Here is a 25,766-nt window from a genome sequence, read left to right as displayed (position 1 = left end):
AAAGCCGGCCGGACGCTGGTTTCGTAGCGAAGATGAATCGCATTCTGGCCCTCTACAACCTGCCGCCGACTGATGGCGAATGATCTGCGTGGATGAGTTCGGGCTGCTGAACCTGCGGTCGGCGGCGAGACCGGAGCTCACCAACCTGCCGCTGAAACTTCTTCCGGCGCGAGCGATGAGTTTGCGATCCGACCCCGGTCTGTCTGAGTAACATGCTCGTACGCCCAGAGGGAGACTGACATGACCGCCATCCAGCCAGCAGCCGACCGTTGTCAAGCGCGGCCGCGCCCTGAACATCACCTTGTGGATCGCCCAGGTCATCCTGGCCGCGCTGTTCGTTTTGGTGGCCGTACCAAAACTTTTCGGCGACCCGACCGCGGTGGCGTCCTTCCACTCCATGGGCGTCGGCGACTGGTTCCGCTATCTGACCGGTGCCTGCGAGGTGGCCGGCGGCCTGTCGCTGCTGGTGCCGCGGCTCTGCGGCCCCGGCTCGATCGCGCTGGTCGGGCTGATGGCCTGCGCCACCGTCGCCAACCTGTTCTTCATCCCGGGAATGGCAGCGGCCGCCTTCGCCACCGTGCTGCTCGGCGCGATCCTCGCGCTGGTCGCCTGGGGCCGCTGGCCGCACACCGTCGCCTTCTACCGGATGGCGCGGTCCTTGATCAAGCGCTGACACCTAGATAGTCCGGCCGCCCCACCTGGGACGGCCGGACTTTTTTTTCAGCTGGAGAGCCGAGATATCGGGACTCGGGTGAACGTGATGTTCTCGTACGCACTGAAGTCGCCGGTCTCGTACAACACCGCGACGGTCTTCTGGTCAACTTGCACCAGGTCCGAATATGCCGCCGGCAGGCCGGAAAGGGTCAGACCGAGGGTGAAATTCACGCCCTGGTCGCGGCTGACCTGAAGGGACATCGCGGCCCGTTTGTTGTTCGGATCGTACGGACCGGAAAACAGCAACAGGTCGGGCTGGCTCAGCTGCAGCACACTTCCCTGCGAAATGGCCGCGACAATGGTGTCGTTCGGCGGGAATGGCTTGTCGAGTGTTTGGCCGCCATCAGAGGAATACGCGTCGGCGCGGTGGCCGGGTGCGGTGGCGTCGTTGCGAGTGTTGAAATAGAGCCGGCCGTCCGGCAGCTCGGTGGCAGTCGACTCGTTCACGTTGATGAAACCGTCGGGATTTTCGTCGATATAGCCAATGTGCCAGGTCTGGCCGAGATCGTCGCTGTAGATGTCGTGGCCGCTGTTGTATTTACCCTCCGCACCGGTGTCCGTGGTGCCGGGCGTGGTGGTGTGGTTCGCCGCGACGACCAGCCGGCCGGCGTGCGGGCCGCGACTGATCTGCAGCGCGTGACCGGGAGTGGTCGCGTACCAGCGCCAGTCGGGCTTCTTCGCCTGCGCGGTGATCTCCCGCAGCGCCGACCAGGTCGCGCCGTTGTCATCGCTGTATTGCACGAACGGCCGACGAGTGTCGGCCGCGGACACCTGGCCGCGGATGATCTGCGCCTCGGTCACCGAACCACCGTTGTGCACGGACAGCAGCACGATGCGGCCGGTGTTCGTCACCACCGGCGCCGGGTTCCCGATGGTGTCGGTGCCCTGGTCAGCCACCACCTGCAGCGGTCCCCACGTACACCCGCCGTCGCCGGAACGGCGCAGCACGATGTCGATGTTGCCGCTGTCGCCGCCCGAGTCCTTACGGCCCTCGGCGAACGCCAGGATCATGCCGTTGCGCGCCTTGACGACAGCCGGGATCCGGAAGGTGTTGTAGCCGCCGTCGCCCTTTTTGTACGGCACCGCGCCGCTGCAGCGCGCCGCCGGCGATTGCGCCACTAGCGCACCTATGGCGGTAGGCAACAAGGTCGCCGCGGCGATGACGCCGGCGACTCCGGCGAAAGTGCCCAAAACGGGCCAAAACTTGCGGTGCATCGGGCCTCCCTTCAGATGATGATGGTGGCGGCGGACATATGACATGGGACGTCCTTTGTCCTGCGCCGAACTTAGGCGCGCACGCCCTCGTCGTCAAGTGCCCAGGTTCCGCTCAGCGGACCATCTACAAGGCCCGTACCAGCACTTTCAGAGAAACCACAGACCTCGCTGATACCACTTGTCCACATCATCGTGAACAGAAGGAGCTTCATTCGGTCGGAAGGCTTTTCGGAAAGTCCTCGGTAACGGCAAATCACGCTCGCCCCGGCCATATGGCGGGTGTTTCGTTGCCCTTATGGACTACCCACGATGTCCCATCGCGTGCTTCGCCCGTAGGTTGGCACGAAGGGGCCATGCCACCAACGGGTCTGAGCCCTAGTTTGGTTGCATGGCTCACCTGAACGAGGTCCCGCTGGGCGTCGGCGCCGTCACCACCGCCCGGCCGCGGGCATGGCTGCTGTGGATCAGTCCACTGCTTGCCGTGCCGGCCGCCGGCCTGCTGCTGATGAACGCGCAGAAGGACCACTGGCAGTTCGCGCCGGCCAGCCTCGCGCTGCCGTTCGTCGCGCTGCTCGCGGCGGGCCTGCTGGCGCTGCTGCCGTTCGCCGTCTGGCGGCTGCGCAGGGGTGCCTGGCTGCAGGGCAGCGTGCAGCGTGCTGGTCGTACGCGGCTTCCGTACCCGCCGAGTGGACCTCGCCACCGCCACCGACATCCGCACTGACCTGCACTTCAACCGGCTCAGCCGGGTCAGCCGGGCGGTCCCGGTGCTGCTCGTACGACACACCGGCGGCTGGGTCCGGATGCAGCTGGCCACCGACGACGGCCGGCTGCTGCTGGCCGGGCGTGCCTCGCCGGCGTCCTCCTGCGCTCCCCCGCCCCGAACGCGGCCGCCGTCGCCGGCCGCCTCTGCCAGGCCGCCCACCGGCAGGCCGTCGCCGGCCGCATCGGCGCCGCCCCGGTCCCGCAGACCCCGATCGCCGCCTAGCGTCGTGACAATCGGAATCCGATTGCACCAACAGGTGGCCGCTGACCTGCGGGTTTTGCGTCAGCCGTGACATTCGGACATATCAGCCCTACAAGGCCGACCTCGCCGCCCGGTAGTGCGCACTCCGCTGCGCATACCCCAGCCGGTCGGCCGCCGAGATAGCCGCATCGAGCAGCACCGCCGGCACCCACGTCAGTCGTACGACCGCGCCGTCCGCGACAGCGAAGGCCTGCGACGCGACCGCTGCCTCAGCCACGCCGGCGAGCCAGAACAGCTCCGACACGTACGACCGGCCGAGCCCGTAACGCTCCCAGCCCGGCACGTCGGCCAGCGCCAACCCACACCGCCGGCAACGCTTCCCAGGCGGCATTGGTCCGGCCGGCCGTACGCTCCAGCTCGGCCAACTCCTGCCACCCGCCGGCCACGTCCATCGGTTCGCCGGCCAGGTCGATCAGCTCCCGTTGCGCGTCGGCGGCGCCGGCCGGGTCGCCCATCTCGGCCAGCCGGTAGCGCAGGCCGGACAGCGTCTCGCGGTCCCGCTCCCGACCGGCCGCCCACTCGTACAGCCACTGCCGCGCGAGCGGCCGAGCGGCCGACGAGCTGCGCGCGATCGATCCACGTCATCGGATCCTCGGCCGTCTCGTCGGCCGGAAACCACGAGCGCCTGGCCGCGAACCAGTCCGCCAGCTCAGCCTCGGTCAGATCGATCGCGCGGTCCACCAAATAGTCGAGCAGGGCCTCCCGATCGGGAAGGTCGCTCTCGCGGACGTACGCGATGGTTGCCGACACTCCCGCCGCGAACAGATACAGATATTGCGTGTCATAGCCGGCGCCGGCGTCGAAATTGGCTCGCTTCAGGCCCCAGTGCCGTGTTACGTCCTGGAGCTGGCGGTGCTCGGCCACCAGAAAGCCGGCCAGCTCGGCCACTTCACCCAGCCCGTCCTGGGCCCGCCGGTACGCGATTTCCTGGTCCATCAGCCACCGCAACAGGAGCAGATCCGTCGGCCGCCGGTCGTACTGCAGCGCCCACAACACAGTGGCCCGCAGCTCGGGGTTTTCCAGCCCAGGCCATGGCGCCGGCGCCTGCCGCACCTGCTCCAAAACCCGCCGCGCCTGCCCCATCACCAGCCCAGCATGCCATCTCAGACCTGGTTGCCGAGCTTCCCTTCGCCCAGATCCTCAGCCACGCTGAAGCCGTCCGCGCCTACCCGGACCTTCTCCTCGCTGGCGGCCGCACTGCCCAACGCCCGCGGTTTGCCGTCCAGATCCAGCACGACCGTTCCTTCGGAATACCAGGAATGCACGACCGGATTGCCCCAGAAGTCGCGGCGCCGGTCGTCATGCACATCCCAGCGTACGGTCGGATTGTCCGGATCTCCGGTGTAGTAATCCGTCGTGTAGAGCTCGATCCGGTGGTTGTCAGGGTCGCGTACGTAGAGATAGAACGCGTTCGAGACGCCATGCCGGCCCGGGCCGCGCTCGATCATGCCCTGCTTGTTCAGCGCTCCCAGCAAATCGCAGGTGCTGAGGATGTTTCCGCGTTCGTGGGCGGCGAAAGCCAGGTGATGCAGCCGTGGCCCGTCACCGTTGGTCAGCGCGATGTCGTGCACGGTTTGCTTGCGAAAAAGCCAGGCAGCGTAAAGATTGTCAGCGTCCTCAATGGTTTCCGAGACACCGAAGCCGAGCTTGCGATAGTACGCTTCGGCTGCTGGCACGTCCGGTGTGAGGACATTGAAGTGGTCGAGCCGGGACAACGCGTTCGCCGGCTGCAGGTCATACCGCTGGGTCAGCCGCTCGACATGCGTGCAGTCGTAGAAAAAAACTCGATCGGGAATCCCAGCGGATCCTCGATGCGGACCGCCTCGCCGATGCCCAGTGTGGTGCCAGCCGGCACCCTTTGCACGCGTACGCCCAAATCCCTGAAATACGCCTCCGCCGCGTCCACCTCCTGTAGGCCACGCACGCGGTAGGACAACAAAGCCAGCGCGGGCGCCTCACCGAGCCGCAGCACCAGGCTGTGGTGGGTGTATTCCTCGTACGCACGCAGGTAAAGCGCGTCATCGGTCTCGGCGGTCACGACCAGACCGAGAACGTCCACATAGAACCAGCGAGCAGCGGCCAGGTCGGTGACGACCAGCTCAGCGTAGGCCGAGCGAATCACGTCTGGCGGCGCGATCGAAGCCATCTGAATTCCTCTCTAACGCGCGCCGAAACGCGGAGTGTGTACGTCGCCGGTGGCCACATGCACGATTTGTTCGTTGGTGTAGAAATCGATGCTGCGGTGACCGCCCTCATGGCCGACCCCGCTGGCTTTCACGCCGCCGAAAGGCGTCCGCAGGTCGCGGATGTTGTGCGAGTTCACCCACACCATGCCGGCGTCGATCGAGCTGGACACCCGGTGTGCGCGGCCCAGGTTTTCGGTCCAGACATAGCCGGCGAGGCCGTATTTCACGTCGTTGGCCAGCGAAATCGCCTCTTCTTCGGTGTCGAACGGCGTTATCGCCACCACCGGTCCGAAAATCTCCTCCTGGAAGATCCTCGCGGTGGACGGAACGTCCGCGAACACCGTCGGCTCCAGGTAGTTGCCCTCGGGCAGATGTGCTGGGCGAGAGCCGCCGGCGACCAGCCGGGCCTCGGTCTTGCCGATCTCGACGTACGAGAGCACCTTTGCGTAGTGCTCTGGATGTACCAGCGCGCCAACCTCGGTGGCCTTGTCAGAAGGCGGGCCTACGACGATTTTGCTGGCCCGTTCGGCATAGCGGTTAACGAAGTCGTCGTAGACGCTGCGCTCCACGAGAATTCGTGATCCGGCCGTACACCTTTCACCGTTCAGCGAGAAAACCCCCCGAGCGCGAGGAGTCCAGCGCGGCATCGAGGTCGGCGTCCGCGAAGATCACCACCGGTGACTTGCCGCCGAGCTCCATCGACAGCCCTTTGAGGTTTTCCGCGGCCGTCCGCATAATCGTCTGACCGGTCGTGGTCTCGCCGGTGAAGGAGATCCGTGGTACGCCCGGATGCTCGACCAGCGCCTGGCCGGCTTCTTCGCCGATCCCGTTGACCAGGTTGAAAACTCCGGCCGGCAGGCCGGCAGCGGCGAAGATCGGACCCCACAGGCTGGCCGACAACGGGGTGAACTCGGCCGGCTTCAACACGATCGTGCAGCCGGAGGCGAGCGCCGGCGCGAGTTTCCAGCTCTCCAACATGAAAGGCGTGTTCCACGGGGTGATCAGCCCAGCCACCCCTACCGGCTTGCGGACAACGTAGTTCAGCTGCGCACCCGGAACCCGGTAGGCGTCCTCGTTCATCGCCACGATCAGGTCGGCGAAGAACCGGAAGTTCTCGGCGGCCCGCTTTGCCTGGCCGAGCGCCTGGGTGATCGGCAGCCCGGTGTCGAAGGTTTCCAGCGCGGCCAGCCGTTCGCCCTGCGCCTCCACGGCATCGCCGATATTGTTCAAAACCCGGGCCCTCGCGCGAGCCGTCATGGTCGGCCATGGCCCACCGACAAAAGCGTCACGAGCCGCTCGTACGGCCAGGTCGATGTCCTCGGCCTGGCCGGCGGCGGCCGTCGCGTACGGCTGGTTGGACACCGGATCAGCGATGTCGAAGGTGGCGCCGGAACGGCTTGGCACCTCCTGCCCGCCAATGTGGTGCGGCAGGAACTTCGGCAGGTTTTCCGGGGTCATCTCAGGCCTTCTCGTCAAGGAGCGGGCTGAGCAGGTCCTCGCCCAGCGCCAGCAGCTGTTTGATTTTCACCAGGCCCGGCTCGGTCGGCGCGATCAGCGGCGGCCGGACATAGCCGGAGGCGATCAGGCCGCGCTGCTCCAACACCCACTTGGCCGCGCTGGATTGGTCTCGACAAAGAGCAAATCGACCAGCGGGTGCAGCCGGAAATGCAGGTCGCGGGCGGTCGCGAAGTCGCCCTCCACCCAGGCCTGATACATTCGGGCCACCGCGGCCGGCGCGAGATTGGCCACCGCCGAAACGAAACCAACGCCACCGAGGCTCATCAAGGGCAGCGACAGCAGCTCGATTCCCGACCACACCAACAACTCCGGCCCGGCCGCGTAAAGTACCCGAGAGAAGTGCTCGAAGTCCTTGGTTGTTTCCTTGATGCCGACAATGTTGTCGAAATCGCGGAACAGCCGGGCCACCGTCTCTGGCGCGATGTCCACGGCGGTACGAGATGGCACGTTGTAGACGATGACCGGCAGGTCCGGATATTCCCGCGCCACGGTCGCGTACCACTGGTAGAGCGCTTCCTGGGTGGGCCGTGCGTAATAGGGCGTGATAATCAGTACGGCGTCCGCGCCGACTTCTCGCGCGATGCCGGTCAGCTCCAAGGTTTCGTCCAGCTTGGCCGATCCGGTCCCTGGTACGAACGGGACGGCATCACCAATTTCCTCGACGGCGGCTCGCATTCCGGCGGCCCGCTCGGCGATCGTCTGCGCGCTCGGCTCGCCGGTCGAGCCACCCAGCGAAATCCCGTGCGATCCGTTCGCCAGCTGCCAGCGGATCAGGTTGCGCAGGCCGTTGGTGTCCACCGCTCCCTCGGCGGTGAAAGGCGTCACGACCGGCGCGATCGAGCCCCTGATCGTGCTGGGATCACTGCGAAACTTCATTTCCCGCCACCTTCCAGCCACTGCTGGTACGCCGGTTTCCAGTCTTTGCCGAGCGGATAGAGCCCCTTGACCGAGTTTCCGGCCTGTACTTGCTCGACGATGAACCGCTCCTGCCGCTCCTGCTCAACCGTGTCGGCGGCCACCTCGGCGGCCAAGGCCAGCGGAATGACCAAAACCCCGTCGTCGTCGCCGACAATCACGTCACCCGGCTCGACCAGCGCGCCGCCGCAGCCAATCGCCACATCGGTCTCCCACGGCACATGCCGACGACCAAGCACCGCGGGATGGGCCACTCCGGCGAAAACCGGAATATCCAATGTGGACAGGGTGGCCGAGTCGCGGGCGCCGCCGTCGGTCACGATCCCGACCGCGCCACGGACTTGCGCGCGTAAAGCGAGAATATCCCCGATAGTGCCCGAACCGGCCTCGCCACGTGCCTCCATCACCAGCACCTCACCAGCACCGACCGCCTCAATGGCGCGTTTTTGGGCGTTGAAGCCGGCCCCGCGAGAGTCGGACAGATCCTCGCGCAGCGGCAGATATCTGAGCGTACGAGCGGTGCCGACCATTTTGCTGCCCGGCCGCAGGGGGTGTACGCCATCGATCGACACCGTGTTGAGGCCGCGTTTTCTGAGCTGAGCGCTCAAAGTCGCGACACTGACCGACGACAGCTGGGCTCGTACGGCCGGATCCAGACCCTTCGCGGGTTGCCCGTACGCCTCGGCGCGAGTCGTGTCATCGGCCTTGGGCGGCGCGCCGTACGTACCGACCGGCCCGTCGCCGGCGACCACCCGGTTGCGCAACCGGCCAGTGGTCAGCGCCGGATCGTCGAGACTGCCGACTTCCACCTCGACGACATCACCCGGCTGCGCGACGCTCGCGCCGGCCGGCGTGCCAGTCAGGATCACGTCGCCGGGTTGCAGCGTGAGCATCTCGGACAGGTCCGCGACCAGCTGGCCGAAGCCGAAGAAGAGACCCTCGCTGGTGTCGTCCTGAACAACCTCGCCGTTGAGATATGTCCTGATCCACAACCGGTCAGGCCGCACTTTCTCGGCCGGCAGCAGCTCCACACCGAGCGGCGTGAAGCCGTCACCGCCTTTGGATCGGACGTTCGAACCGCGGTCGGCGTACCTCATGTCGTAGACGCCCGCATCGTTGCCGGCGGTCACCCAGCGTACAGCCGCCCAGCCCTGCTCGGGCGTGACGCGATGGGTCGTACGACCGATGACCAGGCGCGATCTCGCCCTCGAAGCCGAGCAGCTCGCAGCCCTGCGGACGTACCAGCGGCTGTTCGGTGGCGCTGAGTGACGAGACGGGTTTCAGGAAATACGACGGATGCGCCGGCGTCCGGCCACGCTGGGCCGCCCGGCTGGGGTAGTTGACGTGCACGGCGACGATCGCGCCCGGGCGACTGCCCAGGGCGGCGCTGACCGGATCCTGCATGCGCGACCTCCTCAGCTTCGTGTACGAAATCATATATGACGTTCCCGGAGCCCCCTGTCAGCGTTGCATTTCTCACCGTCGGGAGCCTGCCGGCCGCGCTGGCCTTAAAGTGACCCTCCAACCGATCCGCCACACGGGAGGCAGCATGCGCTCGGCGAAGGACTTCTTCCGGCCGCTGGCCGTCGGCGCCCCGACGCCGGTCCGGGAGATCCCGTTCCGGCCGTCCCGGATGATCCACTTCTTCGACCCGAGCAACCCGAAGATGGCCGCCAAGGTGCCGGACCTCGCGCCCAAGGTCGACGTGCTGCTGGGCAACCTGGAGGACGCCGTCCAGGCCAGCAACAAGGAAGCCGCCCGCAGCGGGCTGGTCGACATCGGCAAAGCGACCGATTTCGGTGATACGCAGCTGTGGACCCGGATCAACAGCCTCGATTCGCCCTGGGCGCTGGACGATCTGCTCACGCTCGTACCAGCGATCGGCGGCAAACTGGACGTCATCATGGTGCCCAAGGTCGAAGGCGCCGAGGATATTCATTACGTTGACCGGCTGTTGGCTCAGTTGGAAGCAAAAGCCGGCATCGAACGGCCCATCCTCGTACACGCGATCCTGGAAACCGCCACTGGCGTCGCCAACGTCGAGGAGATTTCCGGCGCCAGCCCACGCATGCAGGGCCTCTCGCTCGGGCCGGCCGACCTCGCCGCCAGCCGGCGGATGAAAACCACTCGGGTCGGCGGCGGCCATCCGGGTTATCTCGTACGATCCGACCCCATCGGCGACGACCTGACCTCTGGTCGTACGACCTATCAACAGGATTTGTGGCATTACACGGTCGCCCGGATGGTGGATGCCTGCGTCGCCAACGGAATCCTGCCCTATTACGGGCCTTTTGGCGATATTCGGGATGTCGTCGCCTGCGAAGACCAGTTCCGCAATGCGTACCTGCTCGGCTGCGTCGGCGCCTGGAGCCTGCACCCCGCGCAGATTCCCATCGCCCGCAAGGTTTTCTCGCCCGACCCAGCCGAAGTACGGTGGGCCCGACGAGTCATCGCGGAGATGGGCGACGGCACCGGCGCGGTGATGATCGACGGCAAAATGCAGGACGACGCGAGCGTGAAGCAATGCCGGGTGGTCGCGGAGTTGGCGGACGCGCTGGCCGAACGCGATCCCGAGCTGGCCAAGGCGTACGCGGCTTCCGAGGAGGACGCGTGACATCCGTACGACCGCGCCGATCCGTCCTCTACATGCCTGGCGCGAACGAGCGTGCGTTGGAAAAGGCCAAAACCCTGCCCGCGGACGCGTTGATCCTCGATCTGGAGGACGCGGTCGCGCCGGATGCCAAGGCAGAGGCCCGAAAACGCGTGTGCGCGGCCGCCTCCTCCGGTGCGTACGGCCAGCGGGAAATCGCCATTCGGGTCAACGCCGCCGACACCGAGTGGCACGCCGAAGACCTGGCGGCGGCGGCGGCAGCCCAGCCGGACGCGATCCTGGTGCCCAAAGTGAGCTCGGCCGCTGCCGTACGAGCCCTGGAAAGCTCGCTGGGGTCGTCCCGGATCGCGTTGTGGGCCATGGTCGAAACGCCCGAGGCGATGCTGAATGCCACTGCTATCGCCACCGCGTCGGAGCGACTGACCGTTCTTGTCATGGGCACCAACGATTTGGCGAACGAGCTGCACGCCGAGTACGTGCCCGGCCGCGCACCGCTGCTCACCGGGTTGTCTCTGTGCCTGCTGGCAGCACGCGCCGCGGGCAAGGTGATCCTGGACGGGGTTTACAACGACGTCAAGGATCTGGACGGCTTTGAGACCGAATGCCTGCAGGGCCGGCAGTTCGGTTTCGACGGGAAAACCCTGATCCACCCCTCCCAGCTCGCTCCCTGCAACAGAATCTTCGCGCCATCAGACGCCGAGGTGGAAAAGTCGCGGCGGATCATCGACGCTTTCTCCCAAGCCCAGGCTGAAGGTCGTGGTGTGGTCACCGTCGACGGCCGGATGATCGAGAACCTGCACATACGCAATGCTGAGCGAATTTTGGCTCTAGCGGACGCGATCAGCGCTGGTTAAGGGCGAGCTCGGCGAAGACGGCTCGATGATCCGAGCCGGGAATCGTCTGCTCGCCGGCTCGGACCGCGGTCAGACCGCTGCCGTGCAACACGTGGTCCAGCTGGAAAACCGGCAGCACCGAAGGCCAGGTCGGCGCCCAGCCGCGGCCCAACTCGGCGTGGCTGTCGATCAGCCCGTCGGCCAGCAGGTTGCGCATGGTGGCATGGTCGAGGGTCGGGTCGCATTGAAATCGCCGAGAAAGACGGTGTCCTTGCCGGCGGTCTTCGCCGCCCCACCGAGCGCCTGCAGATCTTGCGCCCATCTTTGCGGGTCGCCCGGCGGATAGTACGTGTGCACCGCGACGATGGTCACCGTCCGACCACCGACCATGATCTGCGCTGTCGGCTGCTGCCATTTCGTCGCGGCCTTCAGCAGTCCACTGAGGACCAGCGGATAGCGGGAATAAATCGAGGAATCGATCTCGGGATGCAACTCATGATAGGGCAACAGTTTCCCGATGCCTGCGCGGTCGAGCGCCTGCACACCGGCCGCGGTGAATTCCTCCAGCGAAAGCACGTCGATTTGCTCGGACCGTACCAACGCCATAATGGTTTGCGGATCGGCCTTGCCCACGTCGGTGTTGGCGGCGGCCACCCGCAGGCGTACCGAGCTGGCCGTGGTGTTGTGCGGGATGAATCGGGGCACCACTTGGAAGAGCTGCGTGACCACCAGGGCGATCGCGAGCACCAGAAGCAATCGCCCGCTGGCCGCCAGCACCACGAGCGTGAGCACAATGGTGGCGGCCACCGCGTACGGGAATCCGGCCATCGGCAAGGCGAGATACGTGCCGTCGTCGAGACCGAGCAGCCGGACAGCGGTCAGAGCCGCGGTAAAGAACAGCAAAAACCCACAGCAGAAAAGCAAAAGTCCACGCAGCACCCTTCCGACACCGGTCGGTTGCCGGCGTTGTGACGCCACCTGCGGGTAATCATCGATTCTGGTCATTACGATTCACTGTAGGTCGGCGGCCAGCGCCGAAAATCAGCCTGAAGGGACCTGTCTGATGCCACCAGAGGATGACACCGCCACATTGACCGCGCTGGCGACCCGTGCTCTCGCCGCCGCCGGCCAGGGCGACATGGTGTGGGGCCACCTTGCGGTGCGCGACCCGCAGGGGCGCGGTGTCTGGATGAAAGCCCGCGGCTGGGGTTTGGAAGAGATCACCGCGGATCGGGTCGGGCTGGGCTGGTGTCCTGGGACGGCCAGCCGCTGGCTGGCGATCCACACCTGCATCTGGAGTTTCCCATTCACACCGAGGTGATGCGGGCCCGTACGGAGGTGAATGTGACCGTCCACACGCATTCCGCCGCGGTCAACGCCTTCAGCGCGCTCGGCGTGCCGCTGCGGCCACTCAGCCACGACGCGCGTGTGGTTTTTACCGAGCACGGGCTGCCACGCCACACCGCGACGGCCAATCTCGTACGGACGGCTGAGCTGGGGCGGGCTTTGGCGGCGGATCTCGGCGCGGCCCGCGCGTGTCTCATGCCGCAACACGGTTGGTGGCCGTCGGTGTCGATGCCGCGCACGCGGTGATGACCGCGATTCTGTTGGAACGGGCCTGTTCCGTACAACTGGCCGCGCAGTCCGCCGGTGAGGTGCGGCATTGGACCAGCGACGAGGAAAGCCTGGAAAAGGCGCCGATCTGCTGGGCCCCCAGCCAAATCGAAGCCGGCTGGCAGTATTGGGTCCGCCGCGCTACCGCATATCGGTGATGGCGAGGTTGGTGTAGGCGGCCGTGCTGTCCTCGGTGACCAGGCCGACCTGGCCGTTGAGCAGCACGGGGAAAGTGCCGGAGAAAGTGCGTTGCTGCATCACCGTGCCGTCGAGAGAAAACTCGTACGAGGCGCCGGTTTTGAGGACGCTCAACCGATGCGCCACGGTCGGATCGAACCCGGCCGGCAGGTTGGCATTCTGCCATGGTTGCTCGGTCCCTTGGACAACCGCGTGGGTCGCCAGCACGTTGTTCTTGCGGTCGATGAAAACCTCGACGTGGTTGTTCCGGTCGTCGTACGACGCGTAGATCCCGTATTTCGGGAAGCCGGACGTGGTCCCGGTGCCGGTCCATGTCGTATCGACCGTCACTCGATATGTCTCGTAATTCGGGTTGGAAGCGCGGAAAAGTCGGGTCCACCCAACGCCACCAAAAGAAGTCAGGGTCGCCCCAGCCGGACTTGTCACGGTCCAGCTTCCCACCGAACGGCCGTCATTCACGCCTTCGGCCAGATCGCCGAACGCGTCGCCCCAGCCCTGGTTGTACGGGTTGGGGCTGCCGGTCGAACCCAGCTCACCCGACGGCGCCTGCAACGGAACTCCGTCGGCGACCGGGTAGCCCAGCAGCGGGCTTCCGTCGGTGTCCCAATAAAGCCGCTGCAACCGCAGCTCCCGGCCGGAGTCGCAGGCGTTCGTGTTGGAGTGCACCAGAAACCAGTCTTCGACCCCGTCGACCGTACGAATCGGGACGAAGGACGCGGGACCTTTCACTCCACTGTGGTATTTGAAAATCGGACCGGTTTTCGTCCAGCCAGCCGCATCGAGCAGATTGCCGCTGGTGTTCGTCAGCAGTCCCACCGCATAGCTGTCGGTGCCACAGAAACTGCCGGAGTACGTGATGAAAGTCTTGCCACCGTGTTGGAAACCGACCGGCCCCTCATTGACCTTCAGCCCGGCGGTTTCCCATGGTCGGTCCGGTTGGGACAGCAACACCCGGTTGCCACTCACGTGCAGCGGGTCACTCATGGGCGCGAGGTAGATGTTCTGCTCCGATCCGGAGCTGTCCGGCCATCCGGACCAGGTCAGGTAAAGCTTGCCGTCCGAAGTCTGGAAAACATCCGGGTCGATCGCCCACAGCCCGCTGGACTCGGTTAACTGGCCATGCGCGGCGCCAGTGGTCGCTTCCGCGTACGCGCCGGTGGGGTCGCTGGTCTTCGCCTTGAGCACGAAAAGCCGGTGGGCGGAGCCGGCGCCGGCGGTGTAATAGATGTAGAAAGCGCCATTGATCGAGTGGATTTCCGGCGCCCACACCTCAGCGCAGTTGGCGGCCGGACAGCCGGGAATCTGGAAGACCGTGAACCGGGTCGCCGATCCCAGGCCGGTCAGGGTGGCCGAGGACCACACACAGATATAGCCGCCGGCGCAGCCGTCCGTCGAGGTGTAGTAATACTTTCCGCCCGACGAAATGATGTGCGGATCGGACCGGTTGGTGACCACCGGATTGGTAAAAGTCCCCGCGGCGGTTCGCGGCGCGCCAGCGGCGCCGGTCGTGCCAGCTACCAATGCCAGCAGCGACACGACGACCGCAATCCACCGGAAAGACCACTTCTGAGCAGCACCCACGCGCACGGCCACGCCTCCCACCCTCGGCCCCCGCAGGCTCACAATATTTCGGCCAGCCGTCAAGCCTGAAAGCCGGACGGATCGAAATCGACAGTGAAAACCATCACTGCGACTCGCGCAGGATCGTGCGCAGGCCGGTGATGAAGATGCCCACCGCCTGGCGGGCCCGCGCGTCGGCTGACTGCCGACGGTCGGTGGTCGCCAGGCCGCGAGCCACCGCCTTCAACCGCACTCTGTCCTGCAGATCTCGCAGCGTTTTCCCGTCCGGCAACGACTGTTCCTCGGCCGTACGGCCGATCACGAAGCTCATCAGTGATCCTGCGGACAAAACCGCGTCATGCAGGTCGAACCCCGCATCGGTCAACACCGTGACGGTCTGGTCCAGCCAGGTCGCGAGCGCGGCGGCCCTGCTCAGGTCGGCGCCGGCGGCCACCCGCGCGCCGTCCTGATGTTTGAGCAGGCCACGGCGCGCAGCAGCGCGGCGGCCCGATGCAGCCACTGCCACCACTGCTCATCCGCCTTCCGGCCGCGAAGCCCGGCCAGACCGCCGGCCACCATCGCGTCGGTCAGGTAGTCCAGAAGGGCGCGTTTGTTGGCCACATGCCAGTAAAGCGCCGGTGCCTGCACATCCAACTCCTTGGCGATCCGCCGCAGAGTCAGCTTTTCCAGGCCGTCCTCGTCCAGCAGCCGGAGGGCGACCACGACCACCCGGTCTCTGGTCAGCGGCTCCCGCTCGGTGTCACTCGCCACCTTGACACCTTAACAAGTTAAGGGAACGATCGGCAACAGACGCCATTTAACTTGTTAAGGAGATCTGATGAGGATCATCATCGCCGGGGCCGGACCGGTCGGTCTGATGCTGGCCGCCGAACTGCGGCTGTTCGGCGTGACCGTGACCGTGGTGGAGAAACTGGCCGAGTCGACCGGTTTTTCCAAGGCCGGTGGGCTGCATCCGCGTACGGTGGAGTCAGCGGAGCTGCGCGGGATGGTCGAGGGGCTGCGGGCGCGGGCCGAGCGCAAGTCCAGCCGGCTCCGGTCGTACCAGGCGAGGGCGCGGGGGGCATTCCGCTGGCGCATTTCGCCGGCATCCGGACGATCCGGCTGGACCGGCTGCCCACCAACCAGGCCGGCTTCCTCGGGATCCAGCAGGCCGACCTGGAGGATTTCCTCGCCCAGCGGGCCATCGGGCTCGGCGCGACCCTCCTACGTGGACACGAGATCGTCGGTCTCCACCAGGACGCGGACCAAGTGACCGTGTCGGTGATCGGCCCGGACGGCCGCACGGACCTGCGGGCCAGTTACCTCGTCGGCTGCGATGGCGGCCGGAGCACCGTTCGTACGCTCGCGGGCTTTCCCCTCGACGGCCACGAACCCACGATCACCGGCCGGCTCGGCGACGTGGCAGTGCCGGAGCTGCTGGAAAACCCCGGCGCCGGCTGGCATCGGCTGGACGGCGGCGTGATCCAGGTGACGCCACTGCGGGTGCTGACCGTCGAGTTCGACAGTCCGCCCACGGACAGGGCCGACCGGGACCAGCCGATGACCAAGGCGGAGCTGGCCGCATCGCTGGCGCGAGTGGTCGGCCGGCCGGTCGATATTCCCGCGGAACCCCAGTGGGTGTCCCGTTTCACCGACAACACCCGGCTGGTTGACACGTACCGCCGCGGCCGAGTTCTGCTCGCCGGCGACGCCGCGCACATCCATTCCCCTTTTGGTGGCCAGGGCTTGAATCTCGGCCTTCAGGACGCGATGAACCTGGGCTGGAAACTGGCCGCCACGCTGCAGGGCTGGGCCGGCGACGAAGTGCTCGACACGTACACCGCCGAGCGCCGGCCGGTCGCGGCCGGCGTGCTGCACAACACCCGCGCCCAGGTCGCCCTGATGAACCCCAGTCCGCAGGTCACCCCGCTCCGCGAGCTTTTCACCGAGATGATGGACATCCCCGAGGTGAACCAGTTCCTCGGCGCCATGATCACGGCGCTGGACGTACGCTACGACTGCGGCGAATTCCTGCCACCGGCCAAAGTTCGTACACCCGACGGCACGGTCGCGGCCCGCGAGTTGCTCCACAGTGGACGACCGGTCCTGCTGGATCTGAGCCCGGACAGCACATTCGCTCATGCCGCCGCCCGGTGGGGCGACTGGGTCCACATCATCACCGGTGAGTCCGACGAAATTGGCAGTGTGCTCGTACGGCCGGATGGCTATGTCTGTTGGGAGGACACCTCACCGGACGATCTGACGATCACTCTGCGAACGTGGTTCGGCGGGTAGTTGGACGCATGAATATCGGTGGGAGAGGATGGCGACAAAGGACAGTCACCAATGAGGGAGTGCCGATCGTGCCAACTGTGTGGCCGAACAGCTCGTCCGGACGCTGCGGCGGGCCGGAGTCAGCCGAGTCTACGGCATCGTGGGCGACAGCCTGAACCCGATCGTCGACGCCATCCGGCGCACCGAAGGCATCGAGTGGGTGCATGTACGACATGAGGAGGCGGCCGCCTTCGCCGCCGCCGCCGAGGCGCAGCTGACCGGAAAACTGGCGGTGTGTGCGGGCAGTTGCGGCCCGGGCAACCTGCACCTGATCAATGGCCTTTACGACGCGCATCGCAGTGGCGCGCCGGTGTTGGCGATCGCCTCGCACATCCCGTCCGGACAGATCGGTTCCGGCTATTTCCAGGAAACTCACCCGGAAAGCCTCTTCACCGAATGCAGCCATTTCAGCGAGCTGGTCTCCCAGCCGGAGCAGATGGCCAGGCTGTTGCGTACGGCCATGCAAACTTCCGTTGGCCGGCGCGGAGTTTCGGTGTTGACGATCCCTGGCGACATCGCCGAACGCAAAGCGTATGGCAGCGACGAGGATTTCCGGCCAGCAGAGCCGGGCGCGGTGGTGCCCCCCCCCACCACCGTCGACCAGCTCGCCACCTTGCTCAACAACGGCGAGAAGGTGATGCTTTTCTGCGGCGCCGGCTGCGAAAACGCGCATGATGACGTGATGGAGTTGGCCAGCTGGCTGCAGGCGCCGGTGGGCCATTCCTTTGGTGGCAAGGAATGGATCCAGTACGACAATCCGTACGACGTGGGCATGAGTGGCCTGCTCGGCTACGGCGCCTGCTACGACGCGATGCACGCGGCGGACCGGATCGTGATGCTGGGCACCGATTTCCCGTACGACACGTTCCTGCCGCAGGCCAAGACCATCCAGGTGGACATCGAGCCGGCACACCTGGGCCGTCGGACCGTGCTGGATCTGGCGGTGCACGGCTCGGTCGCCGAAACCATCCGGGCCGTGTTGCCCAAGCTGACCCAGAAAACCGACCCGTCGTTCCTGCACCAGATGTTGCGAGAGCACACCCCGCAAACTCGAAGTCGTCGTTGACGCGTACACCAAGAACATCGAGCACCGGACGCCGATCCATCCAGAATATGCGGCGAAAGTCCTCGACGAGGTGGCCAACGACGACACGGTTTTCACCGTGGACACCGGCATGGGCTGCGTGTGGGCGGCCCGTTACCTGACGCCGAACGGAAAACGCCGAGTGCTCGGCTCTTTTCGGCACGGCAGCATGGCCAACGCGCTACCGCACGCGATTGGCGCGCAGCTGGCGGCCCCGGGCCGCCAGGTGGTGTCGATTTCCGGTGACGGCGGGCTGGCCATGCTGATGGGCGAATTGCTCACGTTGTCGTCCGCGGATCTGCCGGTCAAGGTCGTCGTCTTCAACAATGCGACACTGGGCATGGTGAAACTGGAAATGCTGGTCGACGGCCTCCCCGACTACGGTACTGACCATCCGCCGGTCGACTTCGCCGGCATCGCCCGGGCCGCCGGAGTTCACGCCGTACGAGTGGAAAAAAACCAGCCGAGGTAAGAGACGCTTTGGTGGAGGCGTTCGCGCATCCGGGTCCGGCCCTGGTCGATCTGGTCACCGATCCGTATGCGCTGGCCGTGCCACCGCGGGTCACCGGCCGACAGGTGCGTGGTTTTGCCGCCGCGATCAGCCGGACCGTGCTGACCGGCGGCGTCGGCGACATGGTGGAGATGGCCCGCGCGAACCTGCGAAACGTGCCCCGCCCGTGACCGTGCCGGTGCACCGGGTCCGCGATGGCCAGGAGTCGCTGCTGATTGCCGCGCTGCTGGCCATCGCCAGCGGGTTCCTGGACGCGCTGACCTATCTGAACCACGGCCAGGTTTTCGCCAACGCGATGACCGGAAACATCATCCTCACCGGGGGGGTAGCCGCGGCCGGCGGCCATTGGCCGGACACAGCCCAGCACGCGTTGCCGATCGCCGCGTTCCTGGTGGGTGCACTGGTGGGCGAGAGCATTATGCAGCCCGCTGCCCGCAAATACATCCGCTGGGCGGCGGCCACCACGCTGGGACTGGAGATCGTGTTCCTGGTGGTGGTCGCCGGTCTGCCGACGGTCTTCACGACCGGCTGGTTGGCGCTCGGTATTTCGTTTGCCGCCGCGCTGCAGTCCACCTCGTTCCGAAAGGTGGGCGATCAGTCGTACAGCACCATCGTCACCACGAACAACCTGCGTTCACTGGTCAGCAACGCGTTTTCAGCCGTACGCACCAAGAACTGGCGTCTCACGCTGTGGTTCGGGATGGTCTGCCTGTCTTTCCTGGTCGGCGCCGCGATCGGCGCGCTGGCCACGATGGCCCTGGGCGACCGGGCACTGTGGATCGCCGCCGGCATCCTGACCGCCGCCTTCGCCCTGCTCACGTACGGATTATGGCACGAACGCAAAGCCTAGTTGTTATTGATGAAATTCTGCGCGGCTTGTTGTCCGAGGGTCACCGCGGAGTCATGTGACTCGATGGGATCCGCAGTGGTGTTGGAGAAGACGATATAGGTGACACCGTCGTCGTCGACACCGCCCGAGCGCGGGTCCGGGTCGATCCCGAGAGCCTGGGCGGTCGCGTACGAGGCCTCCCCGACCTTGTTTGGTGAGTCAGTGTCCCCAAACACGGCGTATTCGACTTTGCCGTCATAGATCACTGCCGCCACCGACCCGCCGTCGATGCCATTCTGATGCCAGTCCCAGTTGCTGCTGTCGCGCGGCATCACGATATACGGCAGCTGAGCGGCATTGAGCGCTTGTCCGTCCGACTGGTGGAAAGTCGTGTCATCCTGATAGCAGCAGTCGGTGTTCTCGTTGCACTGATCCGTACGCTGGCCGTCGCAGTCGACATCCATGTCCGCTTGGTAGAACACCGCTCCGTTGGCGCCACACACGTTCACGTTCCGCGGCGAGTCCTCGTCCTCCTGCAGCGGCTCCTTGGTCAGCTTTGTCGTACAGTTGCCGACCTTCGCGAGCAACTGGCTCGCGGTCGGGCCGGAATCCAGCGGACGTACGGCAGCGGCGCCGACCGGCGACATCGACGCCAGCACCATCACGACCGCGAATCCGCCAGCCGCGACCAGCGTTTTCCATCTACGCACAGGCTTTCCTTCCTGCCGAGGCCGGCCTGGAAGCCGGCGCCCGCCGGGTCACGACGACCCGGCGTCGCGTCGCGTCGCAGGCTAGGAAGGCGCGATGGCAGCGCGATGGAATCGGGCGAGAATCAGCGAAGCTGCCGGCCGTACGAGCCAACATAGGCACGCGACGGCCCGCCAAAACGCGCCTCAATCTTCGCCAGCGCGTCCAACAGCTCCGGTCGCGGCCAGTTCTGCGGCAGCAGCTCCGGCGGCAGGTCCGGCAACCGGCCGACATCGACCAGCGCCGCCACGCTCAGCTCGTTCCAGCGCCGCAGGGTCGCACCGGTGGCCGGCAACGGCGACTTCTTTCCCAGCTCCGACCGCAAACTCCGCAGGTGAGCGCGGTAAATCTCAGCGAGCCCCAACAAATCCCATCCGCGACAAGCGGCCTCCGCCGCGTCCTCGATGGACATTTCCAGCCGCGCCGAGAGCAGCCGGGACCCGTCCGGCGGATCCGGCAGCCGGCTCTCCAGCACCGTCCGCCGGTCCGACAGGGAGATGAGCACACCCGGCTGGAGAATGCCGTAGCCGGCGAAGAGCGCATGCCGGCGAAGAGCGTCGCGATACGCCCGGTGTTGCTCGGGCACCTGGAAGAGCAGCGCATCGTACGCACCTGTCCAGCGCATCGGCGGCCGTGTCTCGGCCGTCTGGATGCGCTTGAACTGCCGAAGGAACTCCCCGATCAGCCGGTAGTCGACACCGCGGCCACGGCGCGTACCCGCCAGCTGGCCGTCGCGTTGCATCCGGGCGATCAGCGCCCGCGCCGCCGCGGTGGTCAGGCCCAGATCGCCCAGCAGGGTGGTCAGCACCGTCCCCGGCAGCTCTTCCTGTTGGGACACCCCGAACACAAACGGGACAAAGCTCACCGAGCGTCCGCGCCCAGACTTGACGTGCTGATTCACGATCGTCATCGTAAACGTCACATCTACTTCTCCGCACGGGAGCCAGCCGATGACCCAGCAGCAGACCACTGCCACCGCACCGACCGGCGAACGCGCCGGCTTCGGCGCCTTCCTCAAAAGCATGTTGCCGACCATCTTCTTCAACCTGATCCTGACGACCGTCACGTATTTCGTCCTGACCCAGTACGGCATCGGCCCGGTCGCGGCGCTCGCCATCAGCGGCCTCTGGCCGGCCGTCGAGCTCGCCATCGTGTACGCGAAACAGCGCCGATTGGACGAACTAAGCCTGTTCGTGCTCATCTTGCTGGTCATTGGGATCGCCAGTTCGCTGGCCTTCAACAGCCCGAAGGTGGCGCTGATCAAGGACTCCGCGCCGACGACGCGCTGTTCGGCATCGTCTGCCTGGGATCGCTGCTTTTCCCGCGGCCACTGATGTTCTTCTTCGGCCGCCGGTTCGGTACGGACGGCACGCCGGCGCGGCATCAAAGGCTGGAACGACCTGTGGGAGCTCAAGGGTTTTCGCAGTACGCAGTATTTCCTGACCGTCGTCTGGGGTGTCGTCCTGCTTGCCGAGGTGGGCACGCGTACAGTCCTGGTGTTCCTGCTGCCGCTGACGGTGATGGTCGCCATCTCCCAGCAGCTCCCGATCGCGGTGATCATCGGGCTGGTCGGCTGGACCATGTGGTACGCACGACGCCGCCAGCGGATGGCCGCCGCCCGGGGCTTCCAGACGGTTTAATGCGCGGGCTGAATGATCTTCAGCCGGGACGCGCATCGTGCACGTGCAGCGACTTACAGTGACAGACAACATCCTCTTCGTGACATCCGAGACGCCGGAGGACCGACCCTTGTCACCTAGCTCCCGTTTTGTCCAGCGCCACGCGCATCAGCCCGGGAACGCCCTCGGCGCCATTTGCCGCCCGTACGAGACGTTGGAGATGGCCCGCTGCCAGCACTGCGGGCAGATGCTGGTCAAACCCCCGGAGCAGGAGACGCAGTGGCGGACCGTTAGCGACTACGTGAGCGCGCGGATCCCGTCCTCCACCGCGTCTCTCCTTTAGCCGGTCCCCCGGAAGCAACGCCCCGCTTCGTGCGCCCCACGCACGCAGCGGGGCGTTGCGCTGTCCGACAGACAACGAAGGTTGCCGCCGCCTTGTCATCGCCATAACAAAGAATCGCGCCGAACGTGACATGGATCCGATCCAAGTCAGCCATCGACCTATGATCCGCATGCCCAGCGACGAAACACAACGGGGAGTTCTGATGATCCTGACCGACCGGATAGCCATCGTCACCGGCGCCGGAAAAGGCATCGGCGCCGCGTTGGCCCGGCGGTTGGCGCGGGCCGGCACCCGCGGGCTGGTCGTCTCGGACATTGACGGTGAGGCGGCGCAAGCGGTTGCCGCCGGCATTGAAGCGCAAGGCCAGCAGGCCGTCGCGGTTCGCGCTGACGCCTCCTCGAAAACCGAGATGCAACGGCTGGTGCGGACAGCTCAGCAATCGTACGGAGGACTCGACCTGTTCTGCTCGAATGCCGGGCAGGCGTTTGGAACCGGCTTGCACGCGACCGAGGGAACAGTGGGAGTGTTCCTGGAAAATCAACGTTCTCCAGCATGTTTACGCGGCGCAGGCGGCCGTTCCGGGAATGATCCGGCGTGGTTCGGGCTATCTGTTGATCACCGCGTCCGCCGCGGGCCTGCTCGGCGTGCCCGGCGACGCGCCGTACACGGTCAGCAAACATGCCGCGGTCGGGCTGGCCGAATGGCTTGCGGTGACCTACAAACCGCGCGGGATCCGGGTCAGCGCGCTGTGCCCGCTGGGCGTCCGCACCGACCTTCTGATGCCTGGCATAGCGGCCGGTCATCCGTCCGCGCTGGCGATCGCGGCGGCAGGTCCGTTGCTGCGCCCCGAAGACGTCGCCGAGGCCGCCGTTCGCGGGCTGGCCACCGAGGAATTCCTGATCCTGCCGCACCCGTCGGTGGCCGCCGACTACGCGATCAAGGCCGCCGACCCCGATCGTTGGATCGACCAGACGATTCAGGCCGGCGGCCCGGTGATCGGGAAGTAGGTCTGGTGGACGTACGCGCATGCGGGTGAGTTTTTCTGGAACATGGCCCGCGCGGATCCGCTGCGCTTAACTGAATGCAACGCAAAGCATTCGGCCATGGAGGATCCATGTTGTCTTTTCTGCGGGTTTTGTCGCTGATCGCGGCCACCCTCACCACCGGCCTGATCGCCGGGCTTTTCTACGGGTTCTGCTGCGCGGTGATGCCCGGCCTGGCCGCCAGCAGCGACCGCACCTTCATCGAAACAATGCAGAACATCAACGTGGCTATCCTGAACGGCTGGTTCTTCCTCACCTTCATGGGTGCACTACTGACCGCGATCGTGGCCGCGGCGCTGCACATGGGCGGCAGCGGGTGGCGGGTTTTCCCCTGGATCCTCGCCGCCGTGTTGTTCTATCTGGTCACTTTCGTGGTCACCATTGCCGCCAACGTCCCGTTGAACGACGCCTTGATGGCCGCCGGCGACCCCGCCAAGATCGGCGACCTCGCCGCCGTCCGGCACGCCTTTGAAAACGCCTGGCTCGGATGGAATCTCGTACGCGCACTCACCAACACCGCGGCCTTTGGCTGCCTGGCCTGGGCCCTGGTCATGGCAGGGCGTACGACCGCATAGTCCGCAAGGCAAAGGAGCCCGGATCCCGCCGACTTTGGCGCGATCCGGGCTCATTTGGTGAATCTTGTGAGGAAAGTCAGCCGCCGTGCCGACCGGCGCCACCGGCGAACCTGGCCGCGCCGGCCACCGCGTCCGCGCCCAGCGATACCCAGCCGTGCCGCAGTTCGTTGGCCAATGCCGCCGGCTCATTCAGGGATTCCTGTTCCAGCAGCGAAAGCCGGTCTTCCCGTAGGCAGGTCTGTGGAAGCGAGGCCAATTCAGCCGCGAGCCGCTCGGCGGCCTCCCGCTCCTGCCCAGCAGGGACCAGCCGGTTGGCGAGCCCCATCGCGTACGCCTCCTGCGCCGGCACCGCCCGCCCGGTGAGCGTCAGGTCCATCGCCCGGCTGACGCCGATCAACCGCGGCAGCCGCACTGTGCCGCCATCGATCAGCGGCACGCCCCACCGCCTGCAGAACACCCCGAAAACCGCGGTCTCGTCAGCTACCCGCAAATCACACCAGAGCGCCAACTCCAGCCCGCCGGCCACCGCGTGCCCGGCGATCGCCGCGATCACCGGCTTACCCAACCGCATCCGCGTTGGGCCCATCGGCCCGTCGCCGTCCGCGGTGACCGCATTGCCTTGGGGCGTACCGATCGCCTTCAGGTCCGCGCCCGCACAGAACGTGCCGCCCTCGCCCCACAAAACCGCGACCGCGGCAGCTGGATCGGCGTCAAACTCCCGAAAGGCGTCCGCCAGCAGCGCTGCGGTCCGCCCGTCCACCGCATTGCGCGCCTGCGGCCGAGACAACACCACGGTGGTCACCGGCCCGCTGCGTTCCACCCGCACACTTTCCGCCATGCCCGGGATTCTAGGCCCCGCCAGCGGCACCTTCATGTATCCACTCGTACGCTGTGAAAAGCCGTCCCCCAAGGAGAACGCCATGAGTGAACCATTTGTCGCCGCAATCGGCGATCGGCGTCCGCGCATCGACCCGGAGGCGTTCCTGGCCGCCGGGTGCCGGGTCATCGGGGACGTACGGATCGGGCCGGCCTCCAGCGTCTGGTATGGCACCACCATCCGGGCCGACACCACCGAGATCACCCTCGGCAGCGTGACGAACATCCAGGACCACAGCGTGCTGCACGCCGACCCCGGTTTTCCCACCACCATCGGGGATCGGGTGTCGGTCGGGCACAACGCGGTCATCCACGGGTCCACTGTGGAGGATGACGTGCTGATCGGCATGTCCGCGACGCTGTTGAACGGAACGGTGGTCGGCGCTTTCTCGATCGTGGCGGCCGGCGCGGTGGTGTGTTGGAGGGCACCAAAATCCCGGCCGGCTCACTGGTGGTCGGCACACCGGCGAGGGTCGTCCGCCAACTTTCCGACACCGACCGTCAGAAAATCGCGCTCAACGCGGAAGTTTACCGCTACCTGGCTGACCAGCACCGGACCCTGGAGCGGATGTAGCCAGTTTCGGGGAAAGCGCCACCACTGCGATCACCGAGCTTTCCGGGTCCGTGTGCACCTGGACATTCCAGCCGGCCGGCAACACGTCCGCACAGTCGGACACCTTCACCTGTACGCACAACACCGCATCCACTTGGCTAGTGTCTTCCTGCAGCTTGGGAATGACGCTCTTCATGGCGACCAACCGGACCTTGTCCTGCGAGGCACCGAGCCCAACCCAGATCGCGTATTCCTGGCTGTTCTCGAACTCGGAGAGCCCGACCACTTTCGCGCCGGACTTCTTCACCTGTTCGATTCCGGCCACCAGGGCACGAGTGGAGGGCAGCAGCGACGGCACCGGGTCGGCCGGCTGGGAGAACAGAATGCCCAGCCGGTACGCCGGTCGCGGGTCGCCGAAAGCCATCGCCTCGGCGCCGCCGATCATCACCAGCGCGACCAACGCACCGCCGATGGCCAGCCGGTATTCCCGGAGCCAAGGTCTTTTCGCGGCCAGCAAGGAAACCGCGACCGGTAAGAGCAAAAGTGCCAGCAGCATCAACGGCATCAGCAGCCGGTTGATCCAGACCTGGTACGCCAAAATGTTGATGACCAGCAACCCGCCAACCAGGACAGCCGCGGCGTACATCCGGTGCAGCGCGTTTCCGAGCCACAGCACCACGATGACCGCGGTGAGGATCAGGACCACCTGCAGCGGCGCCGGCGCGACCATCTCACCAAGCTGGAATTGACAGCGGAAATCGGCATTGAAGAAGCTGGTTAGCGGATCGTTCAGCGACAGCCCGAAAATCCGGGCGGCCCGCCGAGTGTTCAAGCAGACCACCTGCGTCGCGCTGTCGGCGCTGT

At 66.0% G+C, this 25,766-nt stretch carries 31 protein-coding genes and 5 pseudogenes; 18 read left to right on the top strand and 18 right to left on the bottom strand.

Annotated features, from left to right (window positions below; translation table 11 throughout):
* The first annotated feature begins 301 nt into the window (after positions 1-301).
* Positions 302-673 (top strand): DoxX family protein, encoded by a 372-nt coding sequence (locus GNX96_RS34720; protein WP_279582249.1) that lies wholly within the window; start codon positions 302-304, stop codon positions 671-673.
* A gap of 47 nt (positions 674-720) precedes the next feature.
* Here GNX96_RS34720 and GNX96_RS34715 read toward each other — a convergent pair whose 3' ends face one another.
* Complete coding sequence (locus tag GNX96_RS34715; protein ID WP_163572127.1) at positions 721-1,929, bottom strand: sialidase family protein; 1,209 nt, start codon at positions 1,927-1,929, stop codon at positions 721-723.
* 388 nt (positions 1,930-2,317) lie between these two features.
* Between GNX96_RS34715 and GNX96_RS34710 the strand changes: the two genes are divergently transcribed.
* Together GNX96_RS34710 and GNX96_RS34705 are read left to right on the top strand one after the other, a co-directional pair.
* Positions 2,318-2,650, top strand: a complete 333-nt coding sequence (locus tag GNX96_RS34710; RefSeq protein ID WP_163572126.1) for a hypothetical protein — start codon at positions 2,318-2,320, stop codon at positions 2,648-2,650.
* The gene (locus GNX96_RS34705) at positions 2,583-2,984 is read left to right on the top strand and encodes a hypothetical protein (protein WP_163572125.1); all 402 of its coding nucleotides are present in this window, start codon (positions 2,583-2,585) and stop codon (positions 2,982-2,984) included. The genes GNX96_RS34710 and GNX96_RS34705 overlap by 68 nt, the downstream gene beginning before the upstream one ends.
* An 18-nt stretch (positions 2,985-3,002) precedes the next feature.
* Here GNX96_RS34705 and GNX96_RS57420 read toward each other — a convergent pair whose 3' ends face one another.
* The 8 genes and pseudogenes from GNX96_RS57420 to GNX96_RS61645 form a co-directional block, all read right to left on the bottom strand.
* On the bottom strand, positions 3,003-3,170 hold the full coding sequence (locus GNX96_RS57420) for a hypothetical protein (RefSeq protein WP_279582248.1): 168 nt from the start codon (positions 3,168-3,170) through the stop codon (positions 3,003-3,005).
* Complete coding sequence (locus tag GNX96_RS34700) at positions 3,107-4,036, bottom strand: hypothetical protein (protein ID WP_163572124.1); 930 nt, start codon at positions 4,034-4,036, stop codon at positions 3,107-3,109. The genes GNX96_RS57420 and GNX96_RS34700 overlap by 64 nt, the downstream gene beginning before the upstream one ends.
* A 20-nt stretch (positions 4,037-4,056) precedes the next feature.
* A pseudogene (gene hpaD, locus GNX96_RS34695) lies at positions 4,057-5,099 on the bottom strand (3,4-dihydroxyphenylacetate 2,3-dioxygenase).
* A gap of 12 nt (positions 5,100-5,111) precedes the next feature.
* A pseudogene (hpaE, locus tag GNX96_RS34690) lies at positions 5,112-6,597 on the bottom strand (5-carboxymethyl-2-hydroxymuconate semialdehyde dehydrogenase).
* A 1-nt stretch (position 6,598) separates the two neighbouring features.
* Complete coding sequence (locus GNX96_RS57415) at positions 6,599-6,739, bottom strand: hypothetical protein (RefSeq protein ID WP_279582247.1); 141 nt, start codon at positions 6,737-6,739, stop codon at positions 6,599-6,601.
* The gene (dapA, locus tag GNX96_RS34685; RefSeq protein WP_279582246.1) at positions 6,721-7,533 is read right to left on the bottom strand and encodes a 4-hydroxy-tetrahydrodipicolinate synthase; all 813 of its coding nucleotides are present in this window, start codon (positions 7,531-7,533) and stop codon (positions 6,721-6,723) included. The genes GNX96_RS57415 and dapA overlap by 19 nt, the downstream gene beginning before the upstream one ends.
* Entirely contained in the window at positions 7,530-8,759 is a 1,230-nt protein-coding gene (locus GNX96_RS34680; protein WP_313885851.1) for a fumarylacetoacetate hydrolase family protein, read from the bottom strand. The genes dapA and GNX96_RS34680 overlap by 4 nt, the downstream gene beginning before the upstream one ends.
* A gap of 67 nt (positions 8,760-8,826) precedes the next feature.
* Positions 8,827-8,976 (bottom strand): annotated as a pseudogene (locus GNX96_RS61645) (hypothetical protein); the annotation flags it as partial.
* A gap of 145 nt (positions 8,977-9,121) precedes the next feature.
* Here GNX96_RS61645 and GNX96_RS34675 point away from each other — a divergent pair.
* Entirely contained in the window at positions 9,122-10,186 is a 1,065-nt protein-coding gene (locus tag GNX96_RS34675; RefSeq protein ID WP_163572123.1) for an HpcH/HpaI aldolase/citrate lyase family protein, read from the top strand.
* On the top strand, positions 10,183-11,037 hold the full coding sequence (locus tag GNX96_RS34670) for an HpcH/HpaI aldolase/citrate lyase family protein (RefSeq protein ID WP_279582245.1): 855 nt from the start codon (positions 10,183-10,185) through the stop codon (positions 11,035-11,037). The genes GNX96_RS34675 and GNX96_RS34670 overlap by 4 nt, the downstream gene beginning before the upstream one ends.
* Here the strand turns inward: GNX96_RS34670 and GNX96_RS57410 are convergent.
* Together GNX96_RS57410 and GNX96_RS34665 are read right to left on the bottom strand one after the other, a co-directional pair.
* The gene (locus GNX96_RS57410; protein ID WP_279582244.1) at positions 11,024-11,233 is read right to left on the bottom strand and encodes an endonuclease/exonuclease/phosphatase family protein; all 210 of its coding nucleotides are present in this window, start codon (positions 11,231-11,233) and stop codon (positions 11,024-11,026) included. The two genes, GNX96_RS34670 and GNX96_RS57410, sit on opposite strands and share 14 nt — an antisense overlap.
* Complete coding sequence (locus tag GNX96_RS34665) at positions 11,206-11,955, bottom strand: endonuclease/exonuclease/phosphatase family protein (protein WP_279582243.1); 750 nt, start codon at positions 11,953-11,955, stop codon at positions 11,206-11,208. Before GNX96_RS34665 ends, GNX96_RS57410 begins: the two co-directional genes overlap by 28 nt.
* 124 nt (positions 11,956-12,079) lie before the next feature.
* Between GNX96_RS34665 and GNX96_RS57405 the strand changes: the two genes are divergently transcribed.
* The 3 genes from GNX96_RS57405 to GNX96_RS57395 are packed head-to-tail and all read left to right on the top strand — an operon-like array spanning position 12,080 to position 12,788.
* Positions 12,080-12,337, top strand: a complete 258-nt coding sequence (locus GNX96_RS57405) for a class II aldolase/adducin head domain-containing protein (RefSeq protein WP_279582242.1) — start codon at positions 12,080-12,082, stop codon at positions 12,335-12,337.
* Complete coding sequence (locus tag GNX96_RS57400) at positions 12,265-12,609, top strand: class II aldolase/adducin family protein (protein WP_279582241.1); 345 nt, start codon at positions 12,265-12,267, stop codon at positions 12,607-12,609. The genes GNX96_RS57405 and GNX96_RS57400 overlap by 73 nt, the downstream gene beginning before the upstream one ends.
* A complete protein-coding gene (locus tag GNX96_RS57395; protein ID WP_279582240.1) occupies positions 12,609-12,788 on the top strand; it encodes a hypothetical protein in 180 nt (59 codons plus the stop codon). Before GNX96_RS57400 ends, GNX96_RS57395 begins: the two co-directional genes overlap by 1 nt.
* On the opposite strand, the gene GNX96_RS34655 is transcribed toward GNX96_RS57395, so the two are convergent.
* The 3 genes from GNX96_RS34655 to GNX96_RS34645 all read right to left on the bottom strand — a co-directional run bounded on the left by GNX96_RS34655 (position 12,772) and on the right by GNX96_RS34645 (position 15,159).
* Entirely contained in the window at positions 12,772-14,421 is a 1,650-nt protein-coding gene (locus GNX96_RS34655; protein ID WP_163572121.1) for a glycoside hydrolase family 43 protein, read from the bottom strand. The two genes, GNX96_RS57395 and GNX96_RS34655, sit on opposite strands and share 17 nt — an antisense overlap.
* Before the next feature lie 91 nt (positions 14,422-14,512).
* On the bottom strand, positions 14,513-14,842 hold the full coding sequence (locus GNX96_RS34650) for a TetR/AcrR family transcriptional regulator C-terminal domain-containing protein (protein ID WP_279582239.1): 330 nt from the start codon (positions 14,840-14,842) through the stop codon (positions 14,513-14,515).
* Complete coding sequence (locus tag GNX96_RS34645; protein WP_163572119.1) at positions 14,821-15,159, bottom strand: TetR family transcriptional regulator; 339 nt, start codon at positions 15,157-15,159, stop codon at positions 14,821-14,823. Before GNX96_RS34645 ends, GNX96_RS34650 begins: the two co-directional genes overlap by 22 nt.
* 67 nt (positions 15,160-15,226) lie before the next feature.
* Between GNX96_RS34645 and GNX96_RS57390 the strand changes: the two genes are divergently transcribed.
* The 4 genes and pseudogenes from GNX96_RS57390 to GNX96_RS34625 all read left to right on the top strand — a co-directional run bounded on the left by GNX96_RS57390 (position 15,227) and on the right by GNX96_RS34625 (position 19,167).
* On the top strand, positions 15,227-15,661 hold the full coding sequence (locus tag GNX96_RS57390) for an FAD-dependent monooxygenase (protein WP_279582263.1): 435 nt from the start codon (positions 15,227-15,229) through the stop codon (positions 15,659-15,661).
* Complete coding sequence (locus GNX96_RS34635; protein ID WP_279582262.1) at positions 15,550-16,683, top strand: FAD-dependent monooxygenase; 1,134 nt, start codon at positions 15,550-15,552, stop codon at positions 16,681-16,683. Before GNX96_RS57390 ends, GNX96_RS34635 begins: the two co-directional genes overlap by 112 nt.
* Before the next feature lie 79 nt (positions 16,684-16,762).
* Positions 16,763-18,487, top strand: a pseudogene (locus tag GNX96_RS34630) (pyruvate dehydrogenase).
* Positions 18,484-19,167 (top strand): YoaK family protein, encoded by a 684-nt coding sequence (locus GNX96_RS34625; protein WP_163572118.1) that lies wholly within the window; start codon positions 18,484-18,486, stop codon positions 19,165-19,167. Before GNX96_RS34630 ends, GNX96_RS34625 begins: the two are co-directional and overlap by 4 nt.
* Here the strand turns inward: GNX96_RS34625 and GNX96_RS34620 are convergent.
* A complete protein-coding gene (locus tag GNX96_RS34620) occupies positions 19,164-19,856 on the bottom strand; it encodes a glycoside hydrolase family 75 protein (RefSeq protein WP_279582238.1) in 693 nt (230 codons plus the stop codon). The two genes, GNX96_RS34625 and GNX96_RS34620, sit on opposite strands and share 4 nt — an antisense overlap.
* Before the next feature lie 122 nt (positions 19,857-19,978).
* Positions 19,979-20,803 carry a hypothetical protein gene (locus tag GNX96_RS34615; protein ID WP_163572117.1) on the bottom strand — a complete coding sequence of 275 codons (825 nt, stop codon included), beginning with the start codon at positions 20,801-20,803 and terminating at the stop codon, positions 19,979-19,981.
* 40 nt (positions 20,804-20,843) lie between these two features.
* Between GNX96_RS34615 and GNX96_RS34610 the strand changes: the two genes are divergently transcribed.
* The 6 genes and pseudogenes from GNX96_RS34610 (at position 20,844) to GNX96_RS34590 (ending at position 23,473) form a co-directional block, all read left to right on the top strand.
* A complete protein-coding gene (locus GNX96_RS34610) occupies positions 20,844-21,227 on the top strand; it encodes a DUF3159 domain-containing protein (protein WP_163572116.1) in 384 nt (127 codons plus the stop codon).
* Between the two features lie 141 nt (positions 21,228-21,368).
* Positions 21,369-21,533: a hypothetical protein gene (locus GNX96_RS34605; RefSeq protein WP_163572115.1), complete on the top strand. Its 165-nt coding sequence runs from the start codon at positions 21,369-21,371 to the stop codon at positions 21,531-21,533.
* A gap of 109 nt (positions 21,534-21,642) precedes the next feature.
* On the top strand, positions 21,643-21,855 hold the full coding sequence (locus GNX96_RS34600) for a hypothetical protein (RefSeq protein WP_163572114.1): 213 nt from the start codon (positions 21,643-21,645) through the stop codon (positions 21,853-21,855).
* Positions 21,856-21,985: 130 nt separating this feature from the next.
* Positions 21,986-22,285: pseudogene (locus GNX96_RS57385) on the top strand (SDR family NAD(P)-dependent oxidoreductase); the annotation flags it as partial.
* 40 nt (positions 22,286-22,325) lie between these two features.
* Entirely contained in the window at positions 22,326-22,862 is a 537-nt protein-coding gene (locus GNX96_RS34595; protein WP_279582261.1) for an SDR family oxidoreductase, read from the top strand.
* A 107-nt stretch (positions 22,863-22,969) separates the two neighbouring features.
* On the top strand, positions 22,970-23,473 hold the full coding sequence (locus GNX96_RS34590; protein ID WP_163572113.1) for an anthrone oxygenase family protein: 504 nt from the start codon (positions 22,970-22,972) through the stop codon (positions 23,471-23,473).
* A gap of 76 nt (positions 23,474-23,549) precedes the next feature.
* Here GNX96_RS34590 and GNX96_RS34585 read toward each other — a convergent pair whose 3' ends face one another.
* Both GNX96_RS34585 and GNX96_RS34575 read right to left on the bottom strand, forming a co-directional pair.
* Positions 23,550-24,311 carry a crotonase/enoyl-CoA hydratase family protein gene (locus tag GNX96_RS34585; RefSeq protein ID WP_163572157.1) on the bottom strand — a complete coding sequence of 254 codons (762 nt, stop codon included), beginning with the start codon at positions 24,309-24,311 and terminating at the stop codon, positions 23,550-23,552.
* A 553-nt stretch (positions 24,312-24,864) separates the two neighbouring features.
* Positions 24,865-25,766 (bottom strand): hypothetical protein (locus GNX96_RS34575; RefSeq protein WP_279582237.1); only part of this gene is annotated, 902 nt, incomplete at its 5' end.

It is taken from the genome of Fodinicola feengrottensis (genome assembly GCF_010993775.1).
Lineage (GTDB): Bacteria > Actinomycetota > Actinomycetes > Mycobacteriales > HKI-0501 > Fodinicola > Fodinicola feengrottensis.
This window is presented reverse-complemented; position numbering and strand designations above follow the sequence as displayed.

Coding starts and splice junctions, on each gene's coding strand:
- GNX96_RS57390 (WP_279582263.1), top strand. CDS start 15,227: ATGAGGATCATCATCGCCGGGGCCGGACCGGTCGGTCTGATGCTGGCC.
- GNX96_RS34615 (WP_163572117.1), bottom strand. CDS start 20,803: ATGACGATCGTGAATCAGCACGTCAAGTCTGGGCGCGGACGCTCGGTG.
- GNX96_RS34585 (WP_163572157.1), bottom strand. CDS start 24,311: ATGGCGGAAAGTGTGCGGGTGGAACGCAGCGGGCCGGTGACCACCGTG.
- GNX96_RS34715 (WP_163572127.1), bottom strand. CDS start 1,929: ATGCACCGCAAGTTTTGGCCCGTTTTGGGCACTTTCGCCGGAGTCGCC.
- GNX96_RS57395 (WP_279582240.1), top strand. CDS start 12,609: ATGACCGCGATTCTGTTGGAACGGGCCTGTTCCGTACAACTGGCCGCG.
- GNX96_RS34710 (WP_163572126.1), top strand. CDS start 2,318: ATGGCTCACCTGAACGAGGTCCCGCTGGGCGTCGGCGCCGTCACCACC.
- GNX96_RS34700 (WP_163572124.1), bottom strand. CDS start 4,036: ATGGGGCAGGCGCGGCGGGTTTTGGAGCAGGTGCGGCAGGCGCCGGCG.
- GNX96_RS34595 (WP_279582261.1), top strand. CDS start 22,326: ATGCCGGGCAGGCGTTTGGAACCGGCTTGCACGCGACCGAGGGAACAG.
- GNX96_RS34590 (WP_163572113.1), top strand. CDS start 22,970: ATGTTGTCTTTTCTGCGGGTTTTGTCGCTGATCGCGGCCACCCTCACC.
- GNX96_RS57405 (WP_279582242.1), top strand. CDS start 12,080: ATGCCACCAGAGGATGACACCGCCACATTGACCGCGCTGGCGACCCGT.
- dapA (WP_279582246.1), bottom strand. CDS start 7,533: ATGAAGTTTCGCAGTGATCCCAGCACGATCAGGGGCTCGATCGCGCCG.
- GNX96_RS57410 (WP_279582244.1), bottom strand. CDS start 11,233: ATGCGCAACCTGCTGGCCGACGGGCTGATCGACAGCCACGCCGAGTTG.
- GNX96_RS34675 (WP_163572123.1), top strand. CDS start 9,122: ATGCGCTCGGCGAAGGACTTCTTCCGGCCGCTGGCCGTCGGCGCCCCG.
- GNX96_RS34610 (WP_163572116.1), top strand. CDS start 20,844: ATGACCCAGCAGCAGACCACTGCCACCGCACCGACCGGCGAACGCGCC.